The organism is Azospira sp. MPR-E4 (assembly GCF_058809645.1).
In genome coordinates this window covers 1-24,342 of sequence record NZ_JBXAST010000049.1, presented here as the reverse complement: position 1 = coordinate 24,342, position 24,342 = coordinate 1, and the positions used below count along the sequence as shown (strand labels likewise).

Here is a 24,342-nt window from a genome sequence, read left to right as displayed (position 1 = left end):
CCGCCGCCGTCCTGCCCTCCCCCGACGCCCGCCTGGCGCGGGACGGCGAGACCGCGGCCGACGTGGCCCGCCGCGCCGCCGCGGCCCTGGAAGCCCATCTGCAAGCCCACCACGGCCACATCGCCGCCCTCATCGTGGAGCCCCTGATCCAGTGCGCCACCGGCATGGCCATGCACGATCCGCTCTACCTGAGTCTGGCGCGGCAGGCCTGCGACCGCTACGGCGTGCACCTCATCTGCGACGAGATCGCCGTGGGCTTCGGCCGCAGCGGCACCTTCTTCGCCCACGAACAGGCCGCGGTGGACGGCAAAACGGTGCGCCCCGATTTCCTCTGCCTCTCCAAGGGCATCACCGGCGGCTATCTGCCCCTCTCCGTGGTGCTGACCACCGACACCGTGTATGAAGCCTTCCTCGACGATGCCGTGACCCGGGGCTTCCTCCACTCCCATTCCTACACCGGCAACGCCCTGGCCTGCCGGGCCGCCCTGGCCACCCTGGACATCTTCGAGCAGGACGACGTGATCGCCGCCAACCGGCAGCTCTCGGAGCGCCTGCACCAGCTGCTGGAACCCCTGCGCCAGCATCCCCGGGTGCGCCACTACCGGCGCCGCGGCATGATCCTGGCGTTCGACGTGGAGGGGGCCGACGCTTCCTTCTCCCGCCGCTTCTACAAGGCCGGCCTGGAGCGGGAACTGATGCTGCGCCCCATCGGCAACACGGTCTATCTGATGCCGCCCTACGTGCTCTCCGAGGACGAGGCCCGCCATCTCTGCCAGGGCACCCTGGCCACCCTGGAGGCCACACTCGCATGATCTGGGAAAGCCTGGACGCCGAACTCAAAGCCATCGAAGCCGAAGGCCTGACCCGCCGCCGCCGCATCGTCGATTCCCCCTGCGGGCCGGAAATGGTGGCGGACGGCAAGCCGGTGCTGGCCTTCTGCAGCAACGACTACCTGGGCCTGGCCAACCACCCGGAAATCGCCGAGGCCATGGCCGAGGGCGCCCGGCAGTGGGGTGCCGGCTCCGGCGCCTCCCATCTGGTGAGCGGCCACCTGCGCCCCCACCACCAGCTGGAAGAAGCCCTGGCCGCCTTCGTCATGCGCCAGCGGGCCCTGTATTTCTCCACCGGCTACATGGCCAACCTGGCCATGATTCCGGCCCTGGTGGGCCGGGGCGACGCGGTCTTCGCCGACAAGCTCAACCACGCCTCCCTCATCGATGCGGTGCAGCTCTCCCGGGCCGACAGCCACCGCTACCGGCACCTGGACCTGGCCCATCTGGAAAGCCAGCTGGCCGCCAGCCAGGCGCCGCGCAAGATGATCGTCACCGACGCCATCTTCAGCATGGACGGCGACATCGCCCCCCTGGAAGAACTCTACGAACTGGCCGAGAAATACGACACCTGGCTGGTCATCGACGACGCCCACGGCTTCGGCGTGGTGGGCCAGGGCCGGGGCAGCGCCGCCGCGGTGAAGCTCATTCCCTCGCCCCGGGTCCTCTACATGGGCACCCTGGGCAAAGCCGCCGGCGTCTCCGGCGCCTTCGTCGCCGGCAGCGCCAAGGTCCTGGAATGGCTGCTGCAGAAGGCCCGCACCTACATCTTCACCACCGCCGCCAGCCCGGCCGTGGCCTGCGCCCTGCAGAAGAGCCTGGAACTGATCGCCGCCGGCAGCGAGCGCCGGGCCCATCTGGTGACCCTCATCGCCCGCCTGCGCCTGGGCCTGGAACCCCTCTGCGCCGAGCGGGGCTGGCAGCTGCTGGATTCCCCCACTCCCATCCAGCCCCTGGTCATCGGCGACAACGAACCCACCCTGGCCCTGAGCCGGGCCCTGCTGGAGCGGGGCATCTGGGTGCCCGCCATCCGCCCGCCCACCGTGGCCAAGGGCCAGGCCCGGCTGCGCATCACCCTTTCCGCCGCCCACACCGTGGGCCAGGTGGACGCCCTGGTGGCGGCCCTGGCCGAATGCGGGCCGCTGAAAAATTGAGTCCGACGCCATGAATTCCCCCGCCAAGCGCCCCCTGGCCCTGCTCCACGGCTGGGGCCTGGATTCCCGGGTGTGGGAGGCCCTGCTGCCCCACCTGACGCCCCATTTCTCCGTCACCCGGCTGCAGTTGCCCGGTTATCCGGGCCGCCCCGACGGCGCCGACTCGGTGGCCGCCACCGTGGACGCCCTGCTGGCCGACGTGCCCGAGGGCGCCCTGCTGCTCGGCTGGTCCCTCGGCGGCCAGCTGGCCCAGCTGATGGCGGCCCGGGCCCCCAAACGCATCGCCGGCCTGGTGCTGGTGGCCACCTCGCCCCGCTTCCTCGCCGGCAACGGCTGGAACGCCGGCCAGCCGGCCAGCCTGCTCGGCGGTTTCTCCGCCGCCGTGGGCCTGGCCCCGGGCCCGGTGCTGCCCCGCTTCGCCACCCTGATGAACCAGGGCGACAGCCTGGCCAAGGACATCAACCGCCAGCTGGCGCCCCTGACCAAGGCCCCCCTGGCGGAAAAGGCCGCCCTGCTGCGGGGCCTGGACTGGCTGCGGGACCTGGACCTGCGGCCCCTGGCGCCCAAGCTGTCCCATCCGGCCCTGGTCATCCACGGCGAAGCCGATCCCCTGATGCCGGTGGAGGCCGCCCGCTGGCTGGCCGCCCAGCTGCCCCACGGCCAGCTGCAGCTCATGGCGGAGGCTGCCCACACCCCCTTCCTGCACGATCCGGCCGCCTTCGCCGGCCATCTGCAGGCCTGGGCGGAAGGACTGCCCGCCTGATGGAAAAACGCCACATCCGCCGCGCCTTCGACCGGGCCGCCGACTCCTACGACCAGGCCGCGGCCCTGCAACGCCAGGTGTGCGACGCCCTGGAATCCTCCCTGCCGCCCGGGGACGGCCAGCTGCCCGCCGGCTTTCTCCTCGATGCCGGCTGCGGCACCGGCTACGGCGCCGGCCTGCTGGCCCACCGCTATCCGGGCCGCCCCCTGCTCCTGGCCGACTTCGCCCCGGCCATGCTGGCCCGGGCCCGGGAAGGGGACAACGGCGGCCTGCCGCTGTGCGCCGACCTGGAGCACCTGCCCCTGGCCGCCGGCGGCGCCGCCCTCTACTGGTCCAGCCTGGCCGTGCAGTGGTGCGACCTGGGCCACAGCCTCAAGGAAGCGGCCCGGGTGCTGGCGCCCGGCGGCGTCCTCGCCTTCAGCACCCTGGGGCCCGGCACCTTCGCCGAACTGGGGGAGGCTTTCGCCGGCATCGACAGCCATCGCCACGTGCTGCCCTTCGCGCCCCCGGCCACCTGCGGCGAAGCCATGCTCGGCGCCGGTTTCCAGGAACTGCGGGTGGAGCGGCGCAAGCTGCAGATCTTCTACCCGGACCTGCGCAGCCTGCTGCGGGCCATCAAGGACATCGGCGCCAACCAGGTGGGCGGCGCCCGCCGCACCGGCTTCCTCGGCAAGGCCGCCTGGAAGACCGTGGAAGCGCGCTACGAACGCCACCGCAGCGCCGCCGGCCTGCCCGCCACCTACGACGTGGTGCTGTGTACGGCGGTGAAGTGAGCGGGGGGAAATTCTTTTTTGCCACAGAGGGCACAGAGAACACGGAGGGGAAGAACCGTCCGGCTGCCACGGCCGGCGGCAGCATTCCGTCCCCTTTGTATTTCCGGCTTTTCTCTGTGATCTCTGTGCCTTCTGTGGCCAACGCCTTTCAGTGAGGACCGCACCATGAAACAGGGTTATTTCATCGCCGGCACCGATACGGAAATCGGCAAGACCTTCTCCGCCTGCGCCCTGCTGCACGCCGCCCGGCGCCAGGGGCTGTCGGCCCTGGCCATGAAGCCGGTGGCGGCCGGCACCGAGGCCGACGGGGAAAACGACGACGTGCGCCGCCTGATGGCCGCCGCCTCCGTGGTGGCGCCCCGGGACCTGGTCAATCCCTATCTGTTCGCCCCGCCCATCGCTCCCCACATCGCCGCCGCCGAAGCCGGCCGGCCCATCAAGGCGGCGGTGATCCGCCATGCCTTTCAGGAGCTCAAGCCCCTGGCCGAGGTGCTGATCGTGGAAGGAGTGGGCGGCTGGCGCGTGCCCCTGGGGGATGATTTCGACGCCGCCGACCTGGCCCGGGAGCTGGGCCTGCCGGTGATCCTGGTGGTGGGCATGCGCCTGGGCTGCATCAGCCACGCCCTGCTCACGGCCGAGTCCATCGCCGCCCAGGGCCTGCCCCTGGCGGGCTGGGTGGCCAACCGCATCGATCCGGCCATGAGCCGCTTCGAGGAAAACCTGGCCTGCCTGGAGCGGGCCCTGCCGGCGCCCCTGCTGGGCGTCATTCCCCACGGCGTGGACGCTGCCGCGGCCGGCGCCCTGCTGCGCCTGCCCTAGGCGCCCGGCAACAAACCCCTGGGGGCACCCGGCCAGGAGGCGCATCCCTGGCCGATGTCCGGCATGGCATGACGGAAAGCGCTACCGGACGGGCGTCTCCGGCCTGCCGCCGCACGCAACCCACGACTCCCGATCCGCAGCAGGCCGTCCGGGCCCAGCTCCCCCACGGCAGGCTCCCGGCCTGCCGTTTCAGGCGGTGGGCGCGCCCGCCAAGAGTTCCTGGCGCACCAGTTCCAGTTCTTCCTGCAGTTGCCGCACCAGCACGCCCAGGGTTTCCACGTGGCCGCCCTTGGCCCGGGTTTCCAGTTCCAGGGCCAGGGCCGTGCCGCGGCCGGCGCTGAAGGTGGCCAGCAGCCCTTTCAGGGTGTGGGCCTCCCGCGACAGGGCCTCCATGTCCTGCCCCGCCAGGGCGGCGTTGAGGCGCTGCAGGTAGTTGGGCAGGTCGTCGCTGAACATTTTCACCAGCATGGCGAACAGTTCCTCGTCCCCTTCCAGGCGGGCCACGGCTTCGGCCCGGTCGCAGCGCCGCAGCGCCGCCGGCGCCGACTCGGAGGGGGACGCGGCAGCCGCCGCCTGGCCGTCTGCGGGTATCGCCGCAGCGGCGCCGGCTTGGCGCAACAGCTCGGGCGGCAGCACGTCGGCCATGGCGGAGAAGAATTCGTCCCGGCGCAGGGGCTTGGAAACGTAGCCGTCCATGCCCGCCTCCAGGCACAGCTCCCGGTCCCCGGCCATGGCGTTGGCGGTCATGGCGACGATGGGCAGGTGCTGACCGTCGCCCCGGGCCGCTTCCGCCGCCCGGATGCGGCGGGTGGCTTCGAGGCCGCCCATGACCGGCATCTGCATATCCATCAGCACCAGGTCGAAATGGTCCGTCGCCAGGGCCGCCAGGGCCTGCTGGCCGTTGTCCGCCAGGGTCACGCGGTGGCCCCGCTTCTGCAGCAGGGTCAGCACCAGCTTCTGGTTCACCGGGTTGTCCTCGGCCACCAGCAGGCGCAGGGGCGGCAGCACCACCTCGCCCCGGCCGGCGTCGGCCTCGCCACTCTCGGCCGGACCGGCCACGGCCTCCAGGCGGGCGGTGAAGTGGAAGGTGCTGCCCTGGCCCGGGTCGCTCTCCACCCACATGTGGCCGCCCATCAGGCGCACCAGCCGGGTACAGATGGTGAGGCCCAGGCCGGTGCCGCCGAAGCGGCGGGTGACCGAGCTGTCGGCCTGGGAGAAGGCCTCGAAGATGAGCTGCTGCTTGTCCGCCGGAATGCCAATACCGGTATCGCTGACGGCGAAGTGCAGGAGCCCGTCCCGGGCTTCGACGCGCACCGCAACCTGGCCTTCCTCGGTGAATTTGATGGCGTTGCCCACCAGGTTGATGAGCACCTGGCGCAGCCGCCCCGGATCCCCCAGATAGCCGTCGGCCACCTCCTCCGGTACCTCGCAGCGCAGCGTCAGGCTGCGCTGGCGGGCGCGCAGTTCCAGGGGCTTGAGGGTTTCCCGCAGCAGCTGGCGCAGGTGGAAGTGGATGTGCTCCAGCTCCAGCTTGCCGGCCTCGATCTTGGAGAAGTCCAGGATGTCGTTGATGATCACCAGCAGGGCGTCGGCGGAGGACTTGACCATCTCCAGGTAGTCCCGCTGCTCCGGCGTCAGGGCCGAATCCAGGGCCAGGTCGGTCATGCCCAGGATGCCGTTCATGGGGGTGCGGATTTCGTGGCTCATGTTGGCCAGGAATTCGCCCTTGGCCCGGTTCGCCGATTCCGCCGCCTCCTTGGCCTGCTGCAGTTCCAGCTCGGCGTGCTTGCGCTCGGTGATGTCGCGGAACAGCCACAGGTGGCCCCGGTAGTCCTCCGGCTGGGCCACCTGGGGGAAGAGGTAGATGGGAATGTAGTCCCGCTCCAGGACGCGCCCGTCGGCCAGGCGGATTTCCTCGCCGAGGACGGCGCGCCGGTCCTCCACCACCGCCTCCACCCGGGGCACGAACCGGGCCCCGTCGGCGCACAGGCCCTGCAGGTGCTGCAGCACCAGGCGGCAATCCACCCCCACCAGCTCCTGGGGGTCCACATCCAGTTCGAACAGCTGGCCCAGGGCCTGGTTGGCCAGCACGATCTGGCGGTTCTCGTCCTCCACCAGGATGCCCGCCTGCATGCTCTCGATCAGGGCCGAGAGACGGGAGGTGGTGGCCATGAGGAAGTCCTCGTCCCGCTTGCGCTCGGTGATGTCCTGGAAAGCGGCCACGGTGCCGGTGAAGCGCTCGCCCTCGAAGAGGGGCACGGAAACGACGGAGATGGGAAAGACGCTGCCGTCGCTGCGGGTGAAGGCATCCAGCTCGGAACGGAAGGGCCGGCTGGCCACCGCCGGCGAGTGCAGGGGGCATTCGTCCTGGCTGACGTGGAAGCCGGTGGCGGTCTGGAAGTGGATGGTGTGGTGCACATCCTTGCCCAGCAGCTCCTGGCGGCGCCAGCCCAGCATGCGCTCGCCCTCGGCGTTGATGAAGGTGCAGCGCCCCTCGGCGTCGGTGGCGATGACCCCTTCCCCCAAAGCATCGGTCAGGCTCTGCAGGAAGCGGCTGTTTTCCTCGATGGTCTCTTCCTGCTGCTTGAGGCGGCGCGAGGCCCGGTTGAGGGCCTGCACCAGCTCGCCGATCTCCAGGCTGCCGTGGTAGGCCGGCAGGCTCTGACCCCGCAGCACGTCGAGGCGTGAGGCGAAATCCGTGGCCTGGCGCAGGGCCCGCAGGGGCCGCAGGAGGAACAGCAGCAACAGGGTGGTGCTGCCGATGATGGCCGCCAGGGCGGTGACGATGCTGTCCTGCCAGATGTGGCGCCGGGCGTCGGCCAGCAGGTCGAGGCCGATCTCCAGACGCAGCCAGCCCAGCACCTGGCCGTTGGCAACCGGCTGCCACAGCAGCAGACGGCGGCCGGCCGGGGTTTCCAGCAGGTTGGAGCGGGGCTCCTCGCCATGGGGCGGCAACAGGCGGGAAACGCCGTATTCGGCGCTGGAGCCGCCCTGGGCATCCTTGCGCACCGAAGCCAGGACCTTGCCCCTGGCGTCGATCAGGGTCAGGGCCTGGATGTCCGGATACTCGGCGGAGCGCAGCAGGAAATACTCGAGGGCGCTCTCGTCCCCCAGCACCATCTGAGGCGCCGCGGTGAGGGCGATGTTCTCGGCCAGGGCCTGGCTGTGGCGGGTAATGGTTTCCTGGGACAGGTCGGCCTGCTCCTGCACCGTGTAGGCGGTGAAGGCGAACACGGTGAGCATGAACAGCAGGGACACCAGCAGCGCCACCTGGGAACTGATGCGGTAGGGCAGCAGGCTGAAGCGGCGGCGGACGGCAGGAGTCTGGTTCATGGGCAAGGGCCGGAAGAACGGAAAGGGCGCCAAAAGGGCCGCGACGAAAGGGTCCGGCGGGGCCGGGGAAGCGCCTGCCGGCGGCAGGCTGCAAAGCCCCGCCCCACGGTGTTTTTCGTGACGATTTGTAACCGCAAAGTATAGCAGAGGCGCCATGGACAGCCCGGGGGAAAGCCGCCATAATCCAGCGACCCCAGCACGGCTGCATGCCCCTTTCCGGATACCCATGAAGTTTCTCTTCGACCTGTTCCCCGTCCTCCTCTTTTTCATCGCCTTCAAGTTCGCCGGCATCTACGTCGCCACCGCCGTGGCCATCGCCGCCACCTTCGGCCAGATCGGCTGGCTCAAGCTGCGCCGCAAGCCGGTGGACACCATGCTCTGGGTCAGCCTGGCCATCATCGTCATTTTCGGCGGCGCCACCCTGGTGCTGCACGACGAAACCTTCATCAAATGGAAACCGACGGTCCTCTATTGGGCCTTTGCCCTGATCCTGGGCGGCGCCACCCTGTTCTTCCGCCGCAACCTGATCCGCAGCCTGATGCAGGAAAAGATGGAACTGCCCGATGCCGCCTGGCAGCGCATGAACCTGTCCTGGATCGCCTTTTTCAGCCTCATGGGGGCCCTCAACCTCTATGTGGCCTTCCACTACCCCACGGAAACCTGGGTCAATTTCAAACTGTTCGGCGGCATGGGCCTGATGCTGGTGTTCGTCCTCATCCAGGGGGCCATGCTGTCCAAGTACGTGAGCGACGAGGAGAAAAACTGATGCTCTACATCATCATCGGCGAAGACCGCCCCGGCAGCCTGGAGGCCCGTCTGGCCGCCCGTCCCGCCCACCTGGAGCGGCTCACCCAGCTGCAGCAGGAAGCCCGCCTGATCCTGGCCGGCCCCTGCCCCGCCATCGACTCCCCCGATCCTGGCCCGGCCGGCTTCTCCGGCAGCCTCATCGTCGCCGAGTTCGCCTCCCTGGAAGCCGCCCGTGCCTGGGCCGATGCGGACCCCTATGTGGCCGCCGGCGTCTACGCCCAGGTCACGGTCAAGCCCTTCAAGAAGGTGCTGCCGGCGTGAGCGACACCCTGGCCGAAATGCAGCGGCGGCTGGCCGTGCTGGCCCCCCTGCGCCTGCACATCGACGACGAGTCGGCGGCCCACCGGGGCCATGCCGGCGCTGCCGGCGGCGGCGGTCATTACCGCCTGACCCTGGTCAGCGCCGCCTTTGCCGGCAAGAACACGGTGGCCCGCCACCGCCTGGTCTACGACGCCCTGGGCGACATGATGCGGGGGCCCATCCATGCCCTCGCCATAAATGCCCTGACGCCGGACCAAGACTCCGTATAATCGCGTTTTACCCCACCCATCACACAGCACAAGGACAAGTTCATGCAGACTATTTCCAAGTCCGCTTCCAAGCTGGCCGCCGCCCTGGTTTGCGGCGCCCTTCTCTCGGCCAATGCCATGGCCCAAAAGGCTCCCGCCGCCGTGGTGGTGAACGGCACCGCCGTGCCCCAGAGCCTGGCTGATGCCTTCATCGCCGAACAGAAGGCCCAGGGCGCCCCCGAAGGTCCGGAACTGCGCGCCGCCGTGCGCGAGGAACTGGTCCGCCGCGAAATCCTCAGCCAGGAAGCCAAGAAGAAGGGCCTGGACAAGAAGGCCGACGTCGCCGCCCAGATGGGTCTGGCCTCCCAGGCCGTGCTGATCCGCGCCTTCATCCAGGACTACCTGGCCAAGCACCCGGTCACCGATGCCCAGCTGAAGAAGGACTACGAAGAGATCAAGTCCAAGCTCGGCGGCAAGGAATACAAGGCCCGCCACATCCTGGTGGACAACGAAACCGAAGCCAAGGTGATCCTGGACAAGCTGAAGAAGGGCGAGAAGTTCGAGGAACTGGCCAAGCAGTCCAAGGACCCCGGCTCCAAGGACAACGGCGGCGACCTGGGCTGGTCCAACCCCAGCAACTACGTCAAGCCTTTCGCCGACGCCCTGGTGCGCCTGGAAAAGGGCAAGCTGACCGACGCCCCGGTGAAGTCCGACTTCGGCTGGCACATCATCCAGCTGGAAGACACCCGTCCCCTGAACCCGCCTCCCTTCGACCAGGTCAAGGGCCAGTTGCAGCAGCGTGCCCAGCAGCAGATCGTGGAAAACATGGTCAAGGACCTGCGCGCCAAGGCCAAGGTGGAATAAGCCTGCTGGCGGCCTCTCCCCGGAGAGGCCCGCCGATCAAGGGGGAGCGGCCCATGGCCCTCCCCCTTTTTTTCGTCCTGCGTCATCGCCATGTAACCTCCCCCGCCTACAGTGGCGATCCTGCCTCCCTGGTGGAGAAGACGATGACCGCCGCCTCCCTGCTCGAACGCCTTGCCCTCAATTTTCGCGCCCACTCCCTGCCCGGCGCCGAAGAAGCCGACATCCTTCTCGAACTGATCCGGGAAGGCCGGCTCACTCCCGTCTTCCAGCCCATCCTGGACTACCGGGGCCAGTCCTACATGGGCTTCGAGGGCCTCATCCGGGGCCCCATCGACTCCCCCCTGCACACCCCGGCCGCCCTCTTCGAACTGGCCCGCCGCCTGGACCTGACCATGGAGCTGGAGCGGGCCTGCCGCATCGCCATCTTCCGCGCCTTCGCCCAGCTGAACCTGCCAGGCAACCTCTTCGTCAATGTCAGCCCGGGCTGCCTCAAGGACCCGGAATTCCGCAACGGCGAGACCCAGGGCCTGCTGCGGGAACTGGGCCTGTCCCCCAGCCGCATCATCATCGAACTGACGGAAAACCAGCAGATCGAGGACTTCGCCGACCTCCACGACGCCCTCATGCACTACCGGGGCCAGGGCTACCGCATCGCCATCGACGACCTGGGGGAGGGGTTCTCCAACCTGCGCCTGTGGTCGGAGCTGCGCCCCGAATATGTGAAGATCGACCGGCACTTCATCCAGGGCATTGCCGACGACGCCCTCAAGTTCAAGCTGGTCAGTTCCATGCACGAGATCGCCGAAACCTGCGGTGCCTACATCATCGCCGAGGGCATCGAGACCGAGGCCGACTTCACCACCGTGCGCGACCTGGGCATCGCCTGCGGCCAGGGCTTCTTCATCGCCCGCCCGGCGCCAACGCCGCGAACCCTGCCGGAAAGCGACACCCTGGCCGTCCTGAAGAACCGCCAGATCGCCATCTTCCCCAATGCCGGCGGCGCCGGCGGCAGCACCGCCCGGGCCCTCAGCCACTTCATCGAGCCCATCGCCCCGGACGCCTGCAACGACATGGTTTACCAGCGCTTCGAGGACAACCCGGAACTGCACGTGCTGCCCGTGGTGCACCAGGGCCAGCCCCTGGGCCTGATCAACCGCCACAACCTGATCGACCGCTTCGCCCGCCCCTTCCGCCGGGAGCTGTACGGCAAGAAGCCGTGCACCCTGTTCATGGACCCGGCACCCCTGGTGGTGGACCAGAACCTGTCGGTACAGGAGGTGGGGCTGATGATCGCCCGGGCCGCCAAGCACTATCTCTACGACGGCTTCGTCATCACCGACCAGGGTTCCTACGTCGGGGTCGGCAGCGGCCAGGACCTGATGGCCATGATCACGGAAATGCAGATTTCGGCTGCCCGTTACGCCAATCCCCTGACCCAGCTGCCGGGCAACGTGCCCATCAACGAGCATGCCGAGCGCCTGCTGGAGAGCCAGACGGCCTTTGCCGCCTGCTACTACGACATCGACAACTTCAAGCCCTTCAACGACGCCTACGGCTACCGCAAGGGCGACGACGTGATCCAGATGCTGGGGCTGCTCATGGCGGAAGTGGCGGACCCGCGCCTGGACTTCATCGGCCACATCGGCGGCGACGACTTCATCATCCTGTTCCAGAGCCCGGACTGGGAGGAGCGCTGCGCCCGCGCCCTGCGCCTGTTCGACCAGCGCATGCCGGCCCTGGTGGCGCCGGAAGACCTGGCCCGGGGCGGCTTCGTCGGCGAGGACCGCAAGGGCCGCACCGTCTTCAATCCCCTGCCCTCCCTTTCCATCGGCGCCCTGCGGGTGGAGCCGGGCCTCTTCAGCTCCCACCACGAGGTGGCGGCGGCAGCCAGCATGGCCAAGAAGCAGGCAAAAAGACAGGCCGGGAGCACCCTTTTCATCGAGCGCCGCCGGCCTGGCCTGACGGCCGCAGCCGCCATCTGATTACCGTATCGTTGGGGGCGGCTAGAGGGCGCCCTTGGACTTGAGGAAAGGCACGTAGGCCCGGTCCACCTGGCAGATGTGGTGCACCAGCCATTCCTTGAGGAAATCCAGGGCTTCCATGGTCACCTCTTCCCCGTCCTCGAAACGCATCAGCAGATCCATGGCCTTGCCCGTGAAACCGTCGTGTTCGGCCTTGTGGGCCGGGGTTTCCGGGTAACCGAACTGCTGGAACAACACCTCCTCGACGATGAAGTGGTTGTGGGTGTAATCCACCAGCCCCTCCAGAATCTGTCCCACCTTGTCCCGGCTGGGGGCCGGGGCGGACAGCTCGTCGTGCAGCGCGTTGGTCTGATCCACGAGCCAGTGGTGCTGCCGGTCGATCTCGACCAGCCCCAGTTCCAGCTCCTTGGTCCATGGCATGAATGCCATCGCATACCTCCCTGAAAGTTGAGGGCCGTTCCTGTGGCGCGGCGCCGGATCTTCTGTCCGGCTGCCGCTCCCGGCCCTGGGTGTTCCTAGCCCACCCAGCGGCGGGCGTTGCGGAACATGCGCATCCAGGGGCTGTCTTCGCCCCAGGCGCTAGGATGCCATGACATTTGCACGGAGCGGAAGACCCGTTCCGGATGCGGCATCATGATGGTGAAGCGGCCGTCGGCGGTGGTGAAGCCGGTAACGCCGGCAGGCGAGCCGTTGGGGTTGTAGGGATAGACCTCGGTGGGCGCACCCTTGTTGTCCACATAGCGCAGGGCCACCAGGGCCTTGGCCTGATCCTGGGCGTTGGCGAACTCGGCCCGGCCCTCGCCGTGGGAGACGACGATGGGCATGCGGGAACCGGCCATGCCGGCGAAGAACAGGGAAGGCGACTCGGTCACTTCGGTCATGACGAAGCGGGCTTCGAACTGCTCCACGATGTTGCGCTGCAGGGCGGGCCAGTGCTCGGCACCGGGCACCAGTTCCTTGAGGGCGCTCATCATCTGGCAGCCGTTGCAGACGCCCAGGGCGAAGGTGTCGGGGCGCTGGAAGAAGGCGGAGAACTCGTCCCGGGCTTTGCCGTTGAACAGGATGGTCTTGGCCCAGCCCTGGCCGGCGCCGAGCACGTCGCCGTAGGAGAAGCCGCCGCAGGCCACGGCACCCTTGAAGTCCTGTAGGGAGACCCGGCCGGCCAGGATGTCGCTCATGTGCACATCGACGGAATGGAAGCCGGCCCGGTCGAAGGCGGCGGCCATCTCGTAATGGCTGTTCACGCCCTGCTCGCGCAGGATGGCCATCTTCGGCTTGGCGCCGCTGTTGATGAAGGGGGCGGCCACATCTTCGGCGATGTCGAAGGTGAGGCTGGCGGAGAGGCCCGGGTCCTGGGTGTCCAGGATGCGGTCGAATTCCTGCTGGGCGCAGTCCGGGTTGTCGCGCAGGGACTGCAGCTTGTAGGAGGTCTCGGACCAGGCCCGTTGCAGGTCCACCCGGCTCTCGGAGAAGAGGGGCTTGGCGTTGCGGAAGACGCGCACCTGGTCCCGGTCGTTGGGGTAACCCACCAGGGCGTAGCACTGGCCCAGGCCGGCCTCGCGCAGGATGGCGGTGATCTTCTCCCGGTCGGCCCGGCGGATCTGCACCAGGGCGCCCAGTTCCTCGTTGAAGAGGGCCTTCACCAGCAGTTCCATGGAGCGGCCCTCGAGCAGGTCGGGGCGCTTCTCGGCGCCATCCACATCGTTCTGCAGGGGGTCGTAGGCCAGGATGTCGGCGTTGATGGTGATACCGCAACGGGAGGCGAAGGCCATCTCGCAGGCAGCGGCGAAGAGGCCGCCGTCGGAACGGTCGTGGTAGGCCAGCAGCAGGCCGTCCTGGTTAAGCTTCTGCACCACGGCGAAGAAGGCCGCCAGCAGCTTGGGCTCATCCAGATCGGGCACCTGTTCGCCGGTGGCGTTGTAGACCTGGGCCAGGGCGGAGCCGCCCAGGCGGTTCTTGCCGGCGGAGAGGTCCAGCAGCAGCAGTTCGGTTTCGCCCTGGTCCAGCTGCAGCACCGGGGTCAGGGTGCGGCGCACATCCGGGCTGTGGGCAAAGCCGGTGACGATGAGGGACAGGGGGGAGACCACCTGCTTCTTTTCACCGCCCTCTTCCCAGGCGGTACGCATGGAGAGGGAATCCTTGCCCACGGGGATGGAAAGCCCCAAGGCCTGGCACACCTCGGAGGTGGCCTTGACCGTATCGAAGAGGCGGGCGTCCTCGCCCGGGTAGCCGGCAGCGGCCATCCAGTTGGCGGAGAGCTTGACGTCGGAGAGCTTGTTGATGGGGGCAGCGGCCAGGTTGGTCACCGCCTCGCCCACGGCCATGCGGCCGGAAGCGGGGGCGTCGAGCACGGCCAGGGGGGTGCGCTCGCCCATGGCGAAGGCTTCACCCTGGTAGCCCTGGTAGCCCATCAGGGTCACGGCCACGTCGGCCACGGGCACCTGCCAGGGGCCGACCATCTGGTCCCGGGCGGTCATGCCGCCGACGGAACGGTCGCCGATGGTGATGAGGAAGGTCTTGTCGGCCACGGAGGGCAGCTGCAGCACCCGGTAGCCCGCATCCTTGAGATTGATGCTGTCGGCGGCGAAGGGCACGGCGGCGGGCGCCTGGTGCACGGCCTCCCGGGTCATGCGCGGCGGCTTGCCGAGCAGGGCTTCCATGTCCATGTCCACCGGGTCCTCGCCCAGCTTGGCGTCGGTCACCTTGAGGCGGCCATCGGCGGTGGTGACGCCGACCACGGCGAAGGGGCAGCGCTCCCGCTCGCACAGGGCCTTGAACTCTTCCAGGCGGGAAGGCGGCAGGGCCAGGACGTAGCGTTCCTGGGATTCGTTGCTCCAGATTTCCGCCGGGCTCATGCCCGGTTCCTCGATGGGCACGGCGCGCAGGTCGAAGGTGGCGCCGCACTGGCCGGAGTGGGCCAGTTCGGGGAAGGCGTTGGACAGGCCGCCGGCGCCCACGTCGTGGATGGAGAGGATGGGGTTGCCGTCGCCAGGAGCGGCGATGTCGTTCTTGGGCACGCCCATCTGCCAGCAGCGGTCGATCACTTCCTGGGCGCGACGCTGGATTTCCGGGTTGCCCCGCTGCACGGAGGCGAAGTCCAGGTCCTCGTTGTTGGCGCCGGTGGCCATGGAGGAAGCGGCGCCGCCGCCCAGGCCGATGAGCATGCCGGGGCCGCCCAGCTGCACCAGCAGGGTGCCGGCGGGGAAGACTTCAGCCTTGAAGGACTGGCCGTCCTCGATGTTGCCGAGGCCGCCGGCGATCATGATGGGCTTGTGGTAGCCGCGCACTTCCGGACCCACGTTTTCTTCATAGGTGCGGAAGTAGCCGGTCAGGTTGGGGCGGCCGAATTCGTTGTTGAAGGCGGCGGCACCGATGGGGCCTTCCAGCATGATGGAAAGGGCCGAGGCGATGCGGGAAGGCTTGCCGATGGTGGTTTCCCAGGGCCGCTCGGCGCCAGGCACGAACAGGTTGGAAACGGAGAAGCCGCAGAGGCCGGCCTTGGGCTTGGAGCCGCGGCCGGTGGCCCCCTCATCGCGGATCTCGCCGCCGGAACCGGTGGAGGCGCCGGGGAAGGGAGAGATGGCGGTGGGGTGGTTGTGGGTTTCCACCTTGGTCAGGATGTGGGTCAGCTCTTCCTTGTAGGCGTAGGAGCCGTCGGCCTGGGGGTAGAAACGGGGCACCTTGGCGCCCTCGATGATGGAGGCGTTGTCCGCATAGGCCATCACCGTGCCCTGGGGATTGGCCTTGTGGGTGGCCTTGATCATGCCGAACAGGGTCTCGTCGCGGGCTTCCCCATCCACCACCCAGGCGGCGTTGAAGATCTTGTGGCGACAGTGTTCGGAGTTGGCCTGGGCGAACATCATCAGTTCCACGTCGGTGGGGTTGCGCCCCGCCTTCTGGTAGATGTCCAGCAGGTAGTCGATTTCGTCCTCCGACAGGGCCAGGCCCAGGTCGGTGTTGGCCGCCACCAGGGCGGGCCGGCCGCCGGCCAGCAGGTCCACGCGGGACAGGCGCTGGGCTTCGAAATGGCGGAACAGGCCGGCGGTCTCGTCGAAGTCGGCCATGACGGATTCGGTCATGCGGTCGTGCAGCTGGGCCGCCACGGCAGCCCGCTCCTCGGCGGAAAGGCTGCGGCCGCCCGGGGTGCGCACCCAGTAGGCGATGCCCCGCTCGATGCGTTCGACGGCGGCAAGGCCCGCATTGATGGCAATGTCGGTGGCCTTGGAGGACCAGGGGGAAATGGTGCCGATGCGGGGCGTCACCAGGAACAGTTCCAGGTCGTCGCCGCGTTCCTCGCCGTGACGCTCTTCGAGCAGTCTGGCCAACTGGCCGCGGGCATCGTCGGCCAGGGGCTGGTCGAGCTGCACGAAGTGCCAGTAGTCCGCTTCCACCCCGGCCACGGCGGGCACGGCGGCGCTCAATCGAGCCTGGAGACGTTGCAGACGGAAAGCGGAAAAGGCGGGAGCGCCACGCAGGAAGATGATGTCGGCCATGGGATTTCGAGAGGGAGTGGCTGAAGGGGTAAGGCGAAAGGCGGGATTATACCCGCTTGGCGCCCCCCTAGCCCGGGGTAACGACGGTGTCTGCGGGGAGCCCGGCAGGCGGCGCCGCCACCACCCGGTTGCGCCCGGCCCCCTTGGCGGCGTAGAGCGCCCGGTCGGCCTGCAGCAGCAGTTCTTCCGCCGAGGCCAGATCGCTGCTGTAAGCGGCAATGCCGATGCTGACGGTGAACTGCACCACGCCCTGGGGCGTCGGGATGCGGATCTCGGCCACCTTCTGGCGCAGGCGCTCGGCCACGGGCTGGGCCTGTTCCACCGTGGTCACCGGCAGCAGGATGCCGAATTCCTCGCCCCCCAGGCGGGCAAACTGGTCGGACTGGCGCAGGCAGGACTGGGCGGCGGCGACAAAGGCGCCGAGGGCCTTGTCGCCGACGGCATGGCCGTAGCCGTCGTTGATGCGCTTGAAGAAATCCAGGTCCAGCACCATCAGGCTGAGGTCGTCGCCGTGGCGCTGGCTGCGGGAAAACTCCCGGGTCAGGGAGGCCATGAAATGACGCCGGTTGAGGCAGCCCGTCAGGTCGTCGGTGCTGGCCATGCGGAACAGTTCGCAGCGGGCCCGTTCCTGGTCCCGCAGCAGCCAGATGAGGCGGCCGGAAGCGGCCAGGGCGAAGACGGTGAGGATCAGCCCCACCAGGGTGATGACCGTGGCGTCCAGCTCCCAGCGGGCCAGGATGTCGTCGGTGGCGGCAGCCACCACCACCACCAGGGGAAAATCGTCCATGGCGGCATAGGAGGTGAGCTTGCTGACGCCGTCGGTGGCGCTGGAGGAAGAGAACTCCACCCCCCGGGGCGCCCGGGGCAGGAAGTCGGCAAAGACGTCGGTCTGGGCCGCCGACTTGCCCAGCAACTGGGGCAGGTGGGGAGCCCGGGCCAGCAGGGTGCCGTCCCGGCGGAGCAGGGTGATGGCGCCGTTGGGGCGGATGCGCTCCTGCTCGAAGACGCCGGCGAAATAGTCCACCCGGATGGAGGCGAGCAGCACCGTCACGTCGTGGCTGCTCCGCTGCAGGGGCACGGAGATGGGGATCAGCCAGTGGCCGTTCTCCCGGCTCTGCACCGGGGTGCCGATGTAGAAGCCGCGCCGTCCGGCGTCGCCCTGGGCGAGGAAATAGTCCCGGTCGCCGACCCGGGCGTTGGGCTTGGGGCCTTCGGCGGGAATGCGGTAGAGGGCGCCGTCGCGCTTCACCAGGCGCAGCTGGATGGCATTGCCGGAAGCCCGGTAGAAGCCTTGCACCAGGGCGGAGAACTGGGGATCGGTGAGGGGATCGGCCTGGGGATGGTTGGCCAGCCACAGGTCGGAGGTGTCGAGAAAGACTTCCACCAGCTTGAACATGCGCCGCACCTGCTCTTCCGCGGCGGTGGACAGGCGCACCAGGGTGACCCGGGTGCTGTCGATTTCCAGATCGCGGCTGCGCAGGCTCCAGTAGGCGACGAAGGCCCACAGGCAAAGCAGGAAGACGGCGGTGAGTCCCACCACCAGCCTGATCGAGATACGCTCCGTATCCTTCCCCATGCTCCCCGTCCCTGCCCGTCTGCGCCCTGGATACCGCATTGTATCCACGACCCCGGGCTCTTCTGCTGGAGAGAACGCAAAAAACGCGAAAAGTTCGCCGGCCTCAGGCCGCCGGCGACGGCAGGATCGAATAGACGCCGGCCTCGCCATTGACGTGACGGGCCTCGCACACCGCCAGCCAGTCCTCGAACAGCTGGGGCGGATCGAACCAGGTGCCCTGCCCCAGCTCGATGCCGATCTCCCGCACCATGGCGAAGACCGCGGCATCGTCCACCATCTCGGCCACGGCGGCCACGCCCAGCTGGCGGCTGATGTCGTGGATGGCCCGCACCAGGGTCTGGCTGACCCGGTCGTCGGTCATGCGGTGGATCAGGTCGCCGTCGATCTTCACATAATCCGGCGGCAGGGCCCGCAGGTAGGCAAAGGAGGAGAGGCCGCTGCCGAAAGCGTCGAAGGCAAAGCCGCAGCCCAGCTGGCGCAGGCCCTGGGCGAAGGTCTGCACCTCGGCGAACTGGCGGCTGGCTGCGGCCTCGGCCACTTCGAAGCAGAGGCAGGCCGGGGCAATGTCGTAGTGCTGCAGGCGCTCGCCGATGTATTCCAGGGTCTCGGGCCGGCCCACGGTCTGCACCGAGAGGTTGATGCCGCACTGCAGGCTGGGGTGGCTTTCCTGATCCAGCAGCCGGCGCAGGCCGGAGCAGGCCGCATCGATGGCCCAGCGGTCCAGCCGGGGCATCAGGTTGAAGCGCTCCGCCGCTGGCAGAAACACCTCCGGCAGCACCACCTCGCCCCGCTCGTTGAGCAGGCGCAGAAAGACCTCGAAGCGCAGGCAGGAGGAAATGCCGGAAACCAGGGGCACCACCGGCTGGGCGTAGAGCAGCAGGCGGTTTTCCTCCACCGCCTGGGTCAGGCGGGAGGCCCAGTCCATTTCCCCCTGGTGCCGCACCACCTCCCGATCGTCGACCTGGTAGACGTGGATGCGGTTGCGACCCAGGTCCTTGGCGGCGAAGCAGGCCTGGTCGGCGGCGGCCAGGGCCTCCTCCAGGGTCTGGATGCGGGAATCCAGTTCCACCAGGCCGATGCTGGCGCCAATGCCGAAGGCCCGGTTGTTCCAGACGAAGCGGAAGTCCTCCACCAGCTGGCGCAGGGATTCCACCACCCGCAGGCCGTCTTCCAGGCTGCAGCGTTCCAGCAGCAGGCCGAACTCGTCGCCGCCCAGGCGGGCCAGCAGGTCCTGCCCCCGCACCCGCTGCCGCAGCAGCTGGGTGATCTGGCGCAGCAGTTCGTCGCCGGCGGCGTGGCCGCAGGTGTCGTTGACGACCTTGAAACGGTCCAGGTCGATGTAGCACAGCACGTGGTGCAGTTCTTCGCCACCGCGCCCGTCCAGGGTGGCCTGCAGATGCAGTTCGAATTCGCGCCGGTTGGCCAGGCCGGTGAGGGGATCGTGGCTGGCCTGGTGGGCCAGCTGGGCAGTGGCGGTGGCAATGCGCTCCTGCATGGATTCGTGCATGTCCTGGAGACGGCTGGCCATGTGGTTGAAGCCCCGTTCCAGGGCCCCCAGTTCGCCGGCGGAAGCCTGCTCCACCCGGGCCTCCAGCTCGCCGGCAGCCATGCGTCCGACGGCCTTCAACAGGCGCCCCACGGGACGGGACAGGGAACGGGCCATGCGCAGGGCCACGTAGGCGCCGGCCCCCAGGCCGGCCGTCAGGATCAGCAGGGTATGCAGCAGCAGGGCCGACTTGCGCGCCTGCAGGTCTTCGCTGGACAGTTCCACATAGACCCAGCCCAGGCGGTCGCTGCCGGGGGGCTGGGGCGGCATCGGCTCGAGGCTGAGGAAATCGTCGATATCCAGCTGGCTGCGGCGCACCGGGGCGACGAAGCCCAGGGTGTCGTGACTGCTGGCCAGCAGCCCCACCAGGTCGCCGGCCTGCTCCACCAGGCGCACCGGCAGCTGGGTGCGGCCGCTGATGGCCAGGACCCGGCCCTGGAAGTCCGTCACCACGGCGGCGCGCACGTCGGGCTGCTGCATGGCGGCCTGGACCAGGGCCTGCAGACTGGGCCGGTTGCCCGAGATGAGGCCGTACTCGCTGGCCGGCGCCAGGTACTGGACGATGGTGTGGCCACGCCGGCGCAGTTCCTCGTCCAGTTCGCCCATGCCGGTGATGGAGAAATAGGAGGCCAGGGCCGTGGCCACCAGCACGGCCGGCAGCAGGGCCAGCCACAGGGCCCGCTGGCGGATGCTGCCGACCAGGCGCAGATAGAGGTGCTGCATCATTCGCCCTCCCCCGCCTTTTCCAGGGCTTCCCGCAGCACGCCCTCGTCCGGCAGGTCCAGTCCCAGGGAACGGGCCACGTTGCGATTGACGGCGACGCTGAAGTAGCTCGGGTACAGGGGCGCCCCCAGGGTCACCCGTCCCGCCGGCAGGCCCCGCAGGAACTCGGCCGTCTGGCGCCCCATCTGGGCCGGGGTGGAGAACACCGCCGCCAGGGCTCCGGCAGTCACGTAGGCCTGGGAAAAGCCCACCACCGGGCGCTGGTGGCGATAGGTGGTGAGCAGCACCGGCCGGGCCGTGTTGCGGTTGAACACCAGGCCGTCGGGCAGGGCCAGCAGCACGTCGGTACCCGGCAGCAGGCGGTTGAGGGCGGGCACGATGTCCCCCTCCTCGGCCACCTGCTCCATCTGCAGTTCAAAGCCGGCCCGGGACACGGCACTGCGCAGGCGCGGCGCCAGAGCGGCGGATTCGGGCCCCAGCAGCGCCGCCACCCGCTTGCGTCCGGGCAGGGCGAAGCGCAACAGGTTGAGCTGGCGCGACAGGGGCTGGTCCAGGTAGAGGGCGGAAAAGCTGCCGGGCCGGGCACGGCGCCCGGATTCGGCAGCGATCCGCTCGAAGGTCAGGCGGGGCACCAGGACGCTCAACACCGGCGGCGTCCCTTCCATCCGCGCCAGGGCCCGGGCGGCGCCGGCCCCTACGGCCAGGACCAGGGAGGCATCGCCCAGTTCCGCCTCGTCGATCTTTTCCCCGGCTGCCGCCACCCCGGTCAGCCGCACCACCCGCCGGCCCGGGGACTGGGCCATGCCGGCATTCAGGGCGTCAAGGAATTCGGCGTAGACACCGCCCCGCTCGCTCAGGACCACGGCCACCGTATCCGCCGCCGCGGCCGGTGCAGCACCTGCCGTCAGCCCCAGCCACAGCAATGCCAATGCGATATGACAAAGCATTCGCAGGCGAGGCAGAGCCGGGGAAGGGAACAGGCGCGACATGGGAAATCAGAATTCCAGCCGCAGATTGACGTAGGAACGACGGCCGATGAGGTTTTCGTAATAAACCTCCTGATAGGGCTTGTCGAACAGGTTCTGCACGATGAAGGCGACCTCGCCCTGGTAGGCGCCGTCGCGGAAGCGGTAGGCCAGACGGGCATCGACCCGCTCGTAGGGATTCTGCACGTCGCCGTCGCCCTGCACCGCCATGCGCCCCATCTGGTAGTAGGCCAGGCTGCCGGTCCAGCGGCTGCCGAAATCGTGGGCCAGCAGCATGCTGCGGCTGTGCAGGGGGGCGGAGTCGCTGTAGATGCTGGCACTGTCGCGACTGGCCCCATTGCCCGTGACCTTGGTCATGGACCAGGCCACATGCAGCCGGGTCGCTTCCGTGAATTTCTGCTGCCACTGGGCCTCCAGGGCGCGAATGTCGGCACTCCCCAGGTTGTTGTACTGGACTCCGGGCAGGATCTGGCCGGTGAGGGGATTGATCATGGAGCCGGAGAAGCCCCGGGCTTCCGTTTCCAGCAGATGGGTCAGGTGGTCCAGGGAATACTTGATGTCCAGGGAGCCGCCGGGCAGTTCCATGACGTAGCCGACCTCCCGGGAGGTGATCTGCTCCGACTGCAGGTCATCGCGATGGCCGTAGGCCCGATAGGTGCAGGACTTGAGGATCAGGCAGTTGATCGGCGACAGGGGAAAGGTCCAGCGCGAATCGGCCTTGGCTTCCAGCATCACCGGGGTATGGGTGGCGCGGCTGGTGGAGACGCGCAGGGTATGGCCGGGCACGACATGGTAGTTGGCGGCTAGGCGGGGCGAGGCATGGGAGCCCGTATAGCTGTTCTTCTCCAGCATCAGGCCGCCGTTGAAAACCCACCTGGCGCTGGGCCGCCATTCCAGGTTGGCGAACAGGTTGCTCTGACGGAAGGACTGGGCCTGGTTCGCATTGAAGAAGAAGCGGCTGGTGAAGCGGTCGAGGCGCACTCCCGCCCCCCACACCAGGCGCGTGGTGCTGGTGGGTGCCAGGGTGTGCTGGGCCTCCAGGTCGTAACGCTCGCCCAGCAGACGCATGGGGGAATCAAAGGGCGTGGGAACCACGCCGAAATGGGGCACCACCAGGCTGGCCAGGTCGTAATTCTGCTCGTCCCGATTGGCGTAGGCCTTGATCGACAACTGTTCGTCGGCACTGAAACTGCGCTGCCAGCGCAGCAGGCCGTAGTAGCTGTCCAGCTTGCGCACATGTTCCGGCGAGTAGGTGGTGCTGCCGGGCAGCTCGTTCTTGCCCGACTGGTGGTCGCCCTGGGAGAGACCGGCCTGAACTTCCAGGGCGTCCCGGTCGCTGATCTGCAGGTCGCCGCGGAAGGTGAAGTTGTTCAGGCGCTTGTTGTCGAAACGGTTAGGAACCGTCGGGTGAATTGCATCCGGTACGGCGGAATCGGTGATGCCCTGGTCCCGCCGCTGGCTGCCGGTGACCCGGTAATCCAGGGCACCCGCCTTGCCGCCCCAGCGGAAGGTGGCATCGGAGCCGCGCTTGCTGTCGGTGAGGGACACCATGGCCCCCTGGGTCTCGGTGGCATGGCGGCTGATGATGTTGATGATGCCGAGGAAGGAGTTGGCGCCGTAGGTGGCCGAGTTGGGACCGCGGATCACCTCGATGCGCTCGATATCCTCCAGCGCCAGGGGCAAGGTGCTCCAGACGGCGCCGCCGAAGAGGGGGGTGTAGATGGAACGGCCGTCCACCAGCACCTGCATGCGCCGCGAGAAACCATCGGTGAGGCCGTGGTAGCTGACCACGGAATTGGGGACGAAGGTGCCCCGGTCGGCGCTTTCCCCCACGTACATGCCGGGCACCAGGCGGAACAGGTCGGGAATGCTCCAGGCGCCGGAATCCCGGATCATCTGGCGGTCGATCACCGTCACCGCCGCCGGCGCATCTGCTACATTCTGGCGCAGGCGGGAAGCGGTCAGCACCACCGGCACGTCGGCGAGGAAATCCTGTTCGGAAAGGTCGGCAACCGACTCAGCCCCCTGGCCGGGCAGAGCAGAAATCATCAGGAACATGGGCAGAATGCTGGCCCGGGACAGGTATTTCATCATTATTGGGGCGCGGTGACAGGTGACCAATGCCGGTTGCCAGACCCGCTTCCGGTACAGCTGATTGGCGGCAAAAACTGACAGCAGCATATTGTAAATTTTTGTAGTTGCCACCTTAACGGGAATCCCCGTATCGAACAAGCGCAGAAATCACTACTAGGCATGCAGCTCTTCTACTCCGACACCTTCGTCCTGCCCCTGCCCCCGGGCCACCGTTTTCCCATGGAAAAGTACGCCCGCCTGCGCCAGACCCTGCTCGACGAAGGCTACCCGCCGGCGGACTTCATCCTGCCCGAGGCCGCCAGCCGCGAGGACCTCTGCCGGGCCCACGATCCGGCCTACGTGGAACGGGTCTGCAGCGGCCAGCTGACGCCGGAGGAAATGCGCCAGATCGGCTTTCCCTGGTCGGCCGCCATGGTGGAGCGCTCCCGCCGCTCCGCCGGCGCCACCCTGGGCGCCTGCCGGGCAGCCCTGGCAGAGGGCTGGGGCGTCAATCTGGCGGGCGGCACCCACCACGCCGCCCATGCCGCCGGTGCCGGCTTCTGCGTCTTCAACGATGCCGCCGTGGCCGCCCGGGCCCTGCAGGCGCAGGACGGGGTGGGCCAGGTGGCGGTGATCGACTGCGACGTGCACCAGGGCGACGGCACCGCCCGCATCCTGGAAGGGGATGCCAGCGTGTTCACCTTCTCCATCCACGGCGCCCGCAACTATCCCTTCGCCAAAGCCCGCAGCGACCTGGACATCGAACTGCCCGACGGCTGCGACGATGCCTCCTATCTGGTGGCCCTGGAACAAGGACTGGCGGACCTCTTCAGCCGCTGCCGGCCCCAGCTGGCGATCTACCTGGCCGGCGCCGACCCCTACGCCGGGGACCGCCTGGGGCGCCTTTCCCTGACCATGGCCGGCCTGGAGGCCCGCGACGAGCGGGTCCTGGCGGCCTGCCGGGAGCGGGGCATCCCCGTGGCCATCGCCATGGCCGGCGGCTACGCCCGGGACATCGGCGACACCGTGGCCATCCATGCCAACACGATACGTTGTGCCCGCCGGCACTTCGAGCAGCGCTAGAATCCAGCCATGACCGCCACCCTGACGC

The 24,342-nt window shown here is 68.5% G+C and carries 18 protein-coding genes; 11 read left to right on the top strand and 7 right to left on the bottom strand.

Annotation, left to right across the window (positions count from 1 at the left end; genetic code table 11):
• From AC1RTA_RS13075 to bioD, 5 genes are all read left to right on the top strand, one after another.
• The coding region (locus AC1RTA_RS13075) for an aminotransferase class III-fold pyridoxal phosphate-dependent enzyme (RefSeq protein ID WP_492784938.1) at positions 1–812 on the top strand (812 nt) is incomplete at its 5' end.
• The gene (gene bioF / locus AC1RTA_RS13070; RefSeq protein ID WP_014237897.1) at positions 809–1,984 is read left to right on the top strand and encodes an 8-amino-7-oxononanoate synthase; all 1,176 of its coding nucleotides are present in this window, start codon (positions 809–811) and stop codon (positions 1,982–1,984) included. The genes AC1RTA_RS13075 and bioF, both read left to right, overlap by 4 nt.
• 10 nt (positions 1,985–1,994) lie before the next feature.
• Positions 1,995–2,747 carry an alpha/beta fold hydrolase gene (locus AC1RTA_RS13065; protein ID WP_492784937.1) on the top strand — a complete coding sequence of 251 codons (753 nt, stop codon included), beginning with the start codon at positions 1,995–1,997 and terminating at the stop codon, positions 2,745–2,747.
• Positions 2,747–3,520: a malonyl-ACP O-methyltransferase BioC gene (gene bioC, locus AC1RTA_RS13060; protein WP_416244237.1), complete on the top strand. Its 774-nt coding sequence runs from the start codon at positions 2,747–2,749 to the stop codon at positions 3,518–3,520. The genes AC1RTA_RS13065 and bioC overlap by 1 nt, the downstream gene beginning before the upstream one ends.
• Before the next feature lie 165 nt (positions 3,521–3,685).
• Entirely contained in the window at positions 3,686–4,339 is a 654-nt protein-coding gene (gene bioD / locus AC1RTA_RS13055) for a dethiobiotin synthase (RefSeq protein WP_492784936.1), read from the top strand.
• Positions 4,340–4,528: 189 nt separating this feature from the next.
• On the opposite strand, the gene AC1RTA_RS13050 is transcribed toward bioD, so the two are convergent.
• Positions 4,529–7,672, bottom strand: a complete 3,144-nt coding sequence (locus AC1RTA_RS13050; RefSeq protein ID WP_492784935.1) for an ATP-binding protein — start codon at positions 7,670–7,672, stop codon at positions 4,529–4,531.
• A gap of 226 nt (positions 7,673–7,898) precedes the next feature.
• Between AC1RTA_RS13050 and AC1RTA_RS13045 the strand changes: the two genes are divergently transcribed.
• The 5 genes from AC1RTA_RS13045 to AC1RTA_RS13025 are packed head-to-tail and all read left to right on the top strand — an operon-like array spanning position 7,899 to position 11,834.
• Positions 7,899–8,438, top strand: a complete 540-nt coding sequence (locus tag AC1RTA_RS13045; RefSeq protein ID WP_492784934.1) for a septation protein A — start codon at positions 7,899–7,901, stop codon at positions 8,436–8,438.
• A complete protein-coding gene (locus tag AC1RTA_RS13040) occupies positions 8,438–8,740 on the top strand; it encodes a YciI family protein (RefSeq protein ID WP_014237903.1) in 303 nt (100 codons plus the stop codon). Before AC1RTA_RS13045 ends, AC1RTA_RS13040 begins: the two co-directional genes overlap by 1 nt.
• On the top strand, positions 8,737–9,009 hold the full coding sequence (locus AC1RTA_RS13035) for a BolA family protein (RefSeq protein WP_014237904.1): 273 nt from the start codon (positions 8,737–8,739) through the stop codon (positions 9,007–9,009). Before AC1RTA_RS13040 ends, AC1RTA_RS13035 begins: the two co-directional genes overlap by 4 nt.
• A gap of 42 nt (positions 9,010–9,051) precedes the next feature.
• Positions 9,052–9,852, top strand: coding sequence for a peptidylprolyl isomerase (locus AC1RTA_RS13030; protein WP_014237905.1), 801 nt, complete (start codon positions 9,052–9,054; stop codon positions 9,850–9,852).
• A gap of 53 nt (positions 9,853–9,905) precedes the next feature.
• Positions 9,906–11,834, top strand: coding sequence for a GGDEF domain-containing protein (locus AC1RTA_RS13025; protein ID WP_492784933.1), 1,929 nt, complete (start codon positions 9,906–9,908; stop codon positions 11,832–11,834).
• A 21-nt stretch (positions 11,835–11,855) separates the two neighbouring features.
• On the opposite strand, the gene AC1RTA_RS13020 is transcribed toward AC1RTA_RS13025, so the two are convergent.
• The 6 genes from AC1RTA_RS13020 to AC1RTA_RS12995 form a co-directional block, all read right to left on the bottom strand.
• Complete coding sequence (locus AC1RTA_RS13020; RefSeq protein ID WP_014237907.1) at positions 11,856–12,263, bottom strand: bacteriohemerythrin; 408 nt, start codon at positions 12,261–12,263, stop codon at positions 11,856–11,858.
• A gap of 86 nt (positions 12,264–12,349) precedes the next feature.
• Entirely contained in the window at positions 12,350–16,327 is a 3,978-nt protein-coding gene (gene purL, locus AC1RTA_RS13015) for a phosphoribosylformylglycinamidine synthase (protein ID WP_492784932.1), read from the bottom strand.
• A 67-nt stretch (positions 16,328–16,394) separates the two neighbouring features.
• Positions 16,395–17,903 carry a sensor domain-containing diguanylate cyclase gene (locus AC1RTA_RS13010; RefSeq protein WP_165397447.1) on the bottom strand — a complete coding sequence of 503 codons (1,509 nt, stop codon included), beginning with the start codon at positions 17,901–17,903 and terminating at the stop codon, positions 16,395–16,397.
• A 103-nt stretch (positions 17,904–18,006) separates the two neighbouring features.
• Positions 18,007–20,175 (bottom strand): EAL domain-containing protein, encoded by a 2,169-nt coding sequence (locus AC1RTA_RS13005; RefSeq protein WP_492784931.1) that lies wholly within the window; start codon positions 20,173–20,175, stop codon positions 18,007–18,009.
• A complete protein-coding gene (locus AC1RTA_RS13000; RefSeq protein ID WP_205231233.1) occupies positions 20,172–21,119 on the bottom strand; it encodes an ABC transporter substrate-binding protein in 948 nt (315 codons plus the stop codon). Before AC1RTA_RS13000 ends, AC1RTA_RS13005 begins: the two co-directional genes overlap by 4 nt.
• A gap of 48 nt (positions 21,120–21,167) precedes the next feature.
• Positions 21,168–23,252: a TonB-dependent receptor plug domain-containing protein gene (locus tag AC1RTA_RS12995; RefSeq protein WP_492784930.1), complete on the bottom strand. Its 2,085-nt coding sequence runs from the start codon at positions 23,250–23,252 to the stop codon at positions 21,168–21,170.
• A 159-nt stretch (positions 23,253–23,411) separates the two neighbouring features.
• On the opposite strand from AC1RTA_RS12995, the gene AC1RTA_RS12990 reads away from it, so the two are divergent.
• A complete protein-coding gene (locus tag AC1RTA_RS12990; RefSeq protein ID WP_492784929.1) occupies positions 23,412–24,314 on the top strand; it encodes a histone deacetylase family protein in 903 nt (300 codons plus the stop codon).
• Positions 24,315–24,342 lie beyond the last annotated feature (28 nt).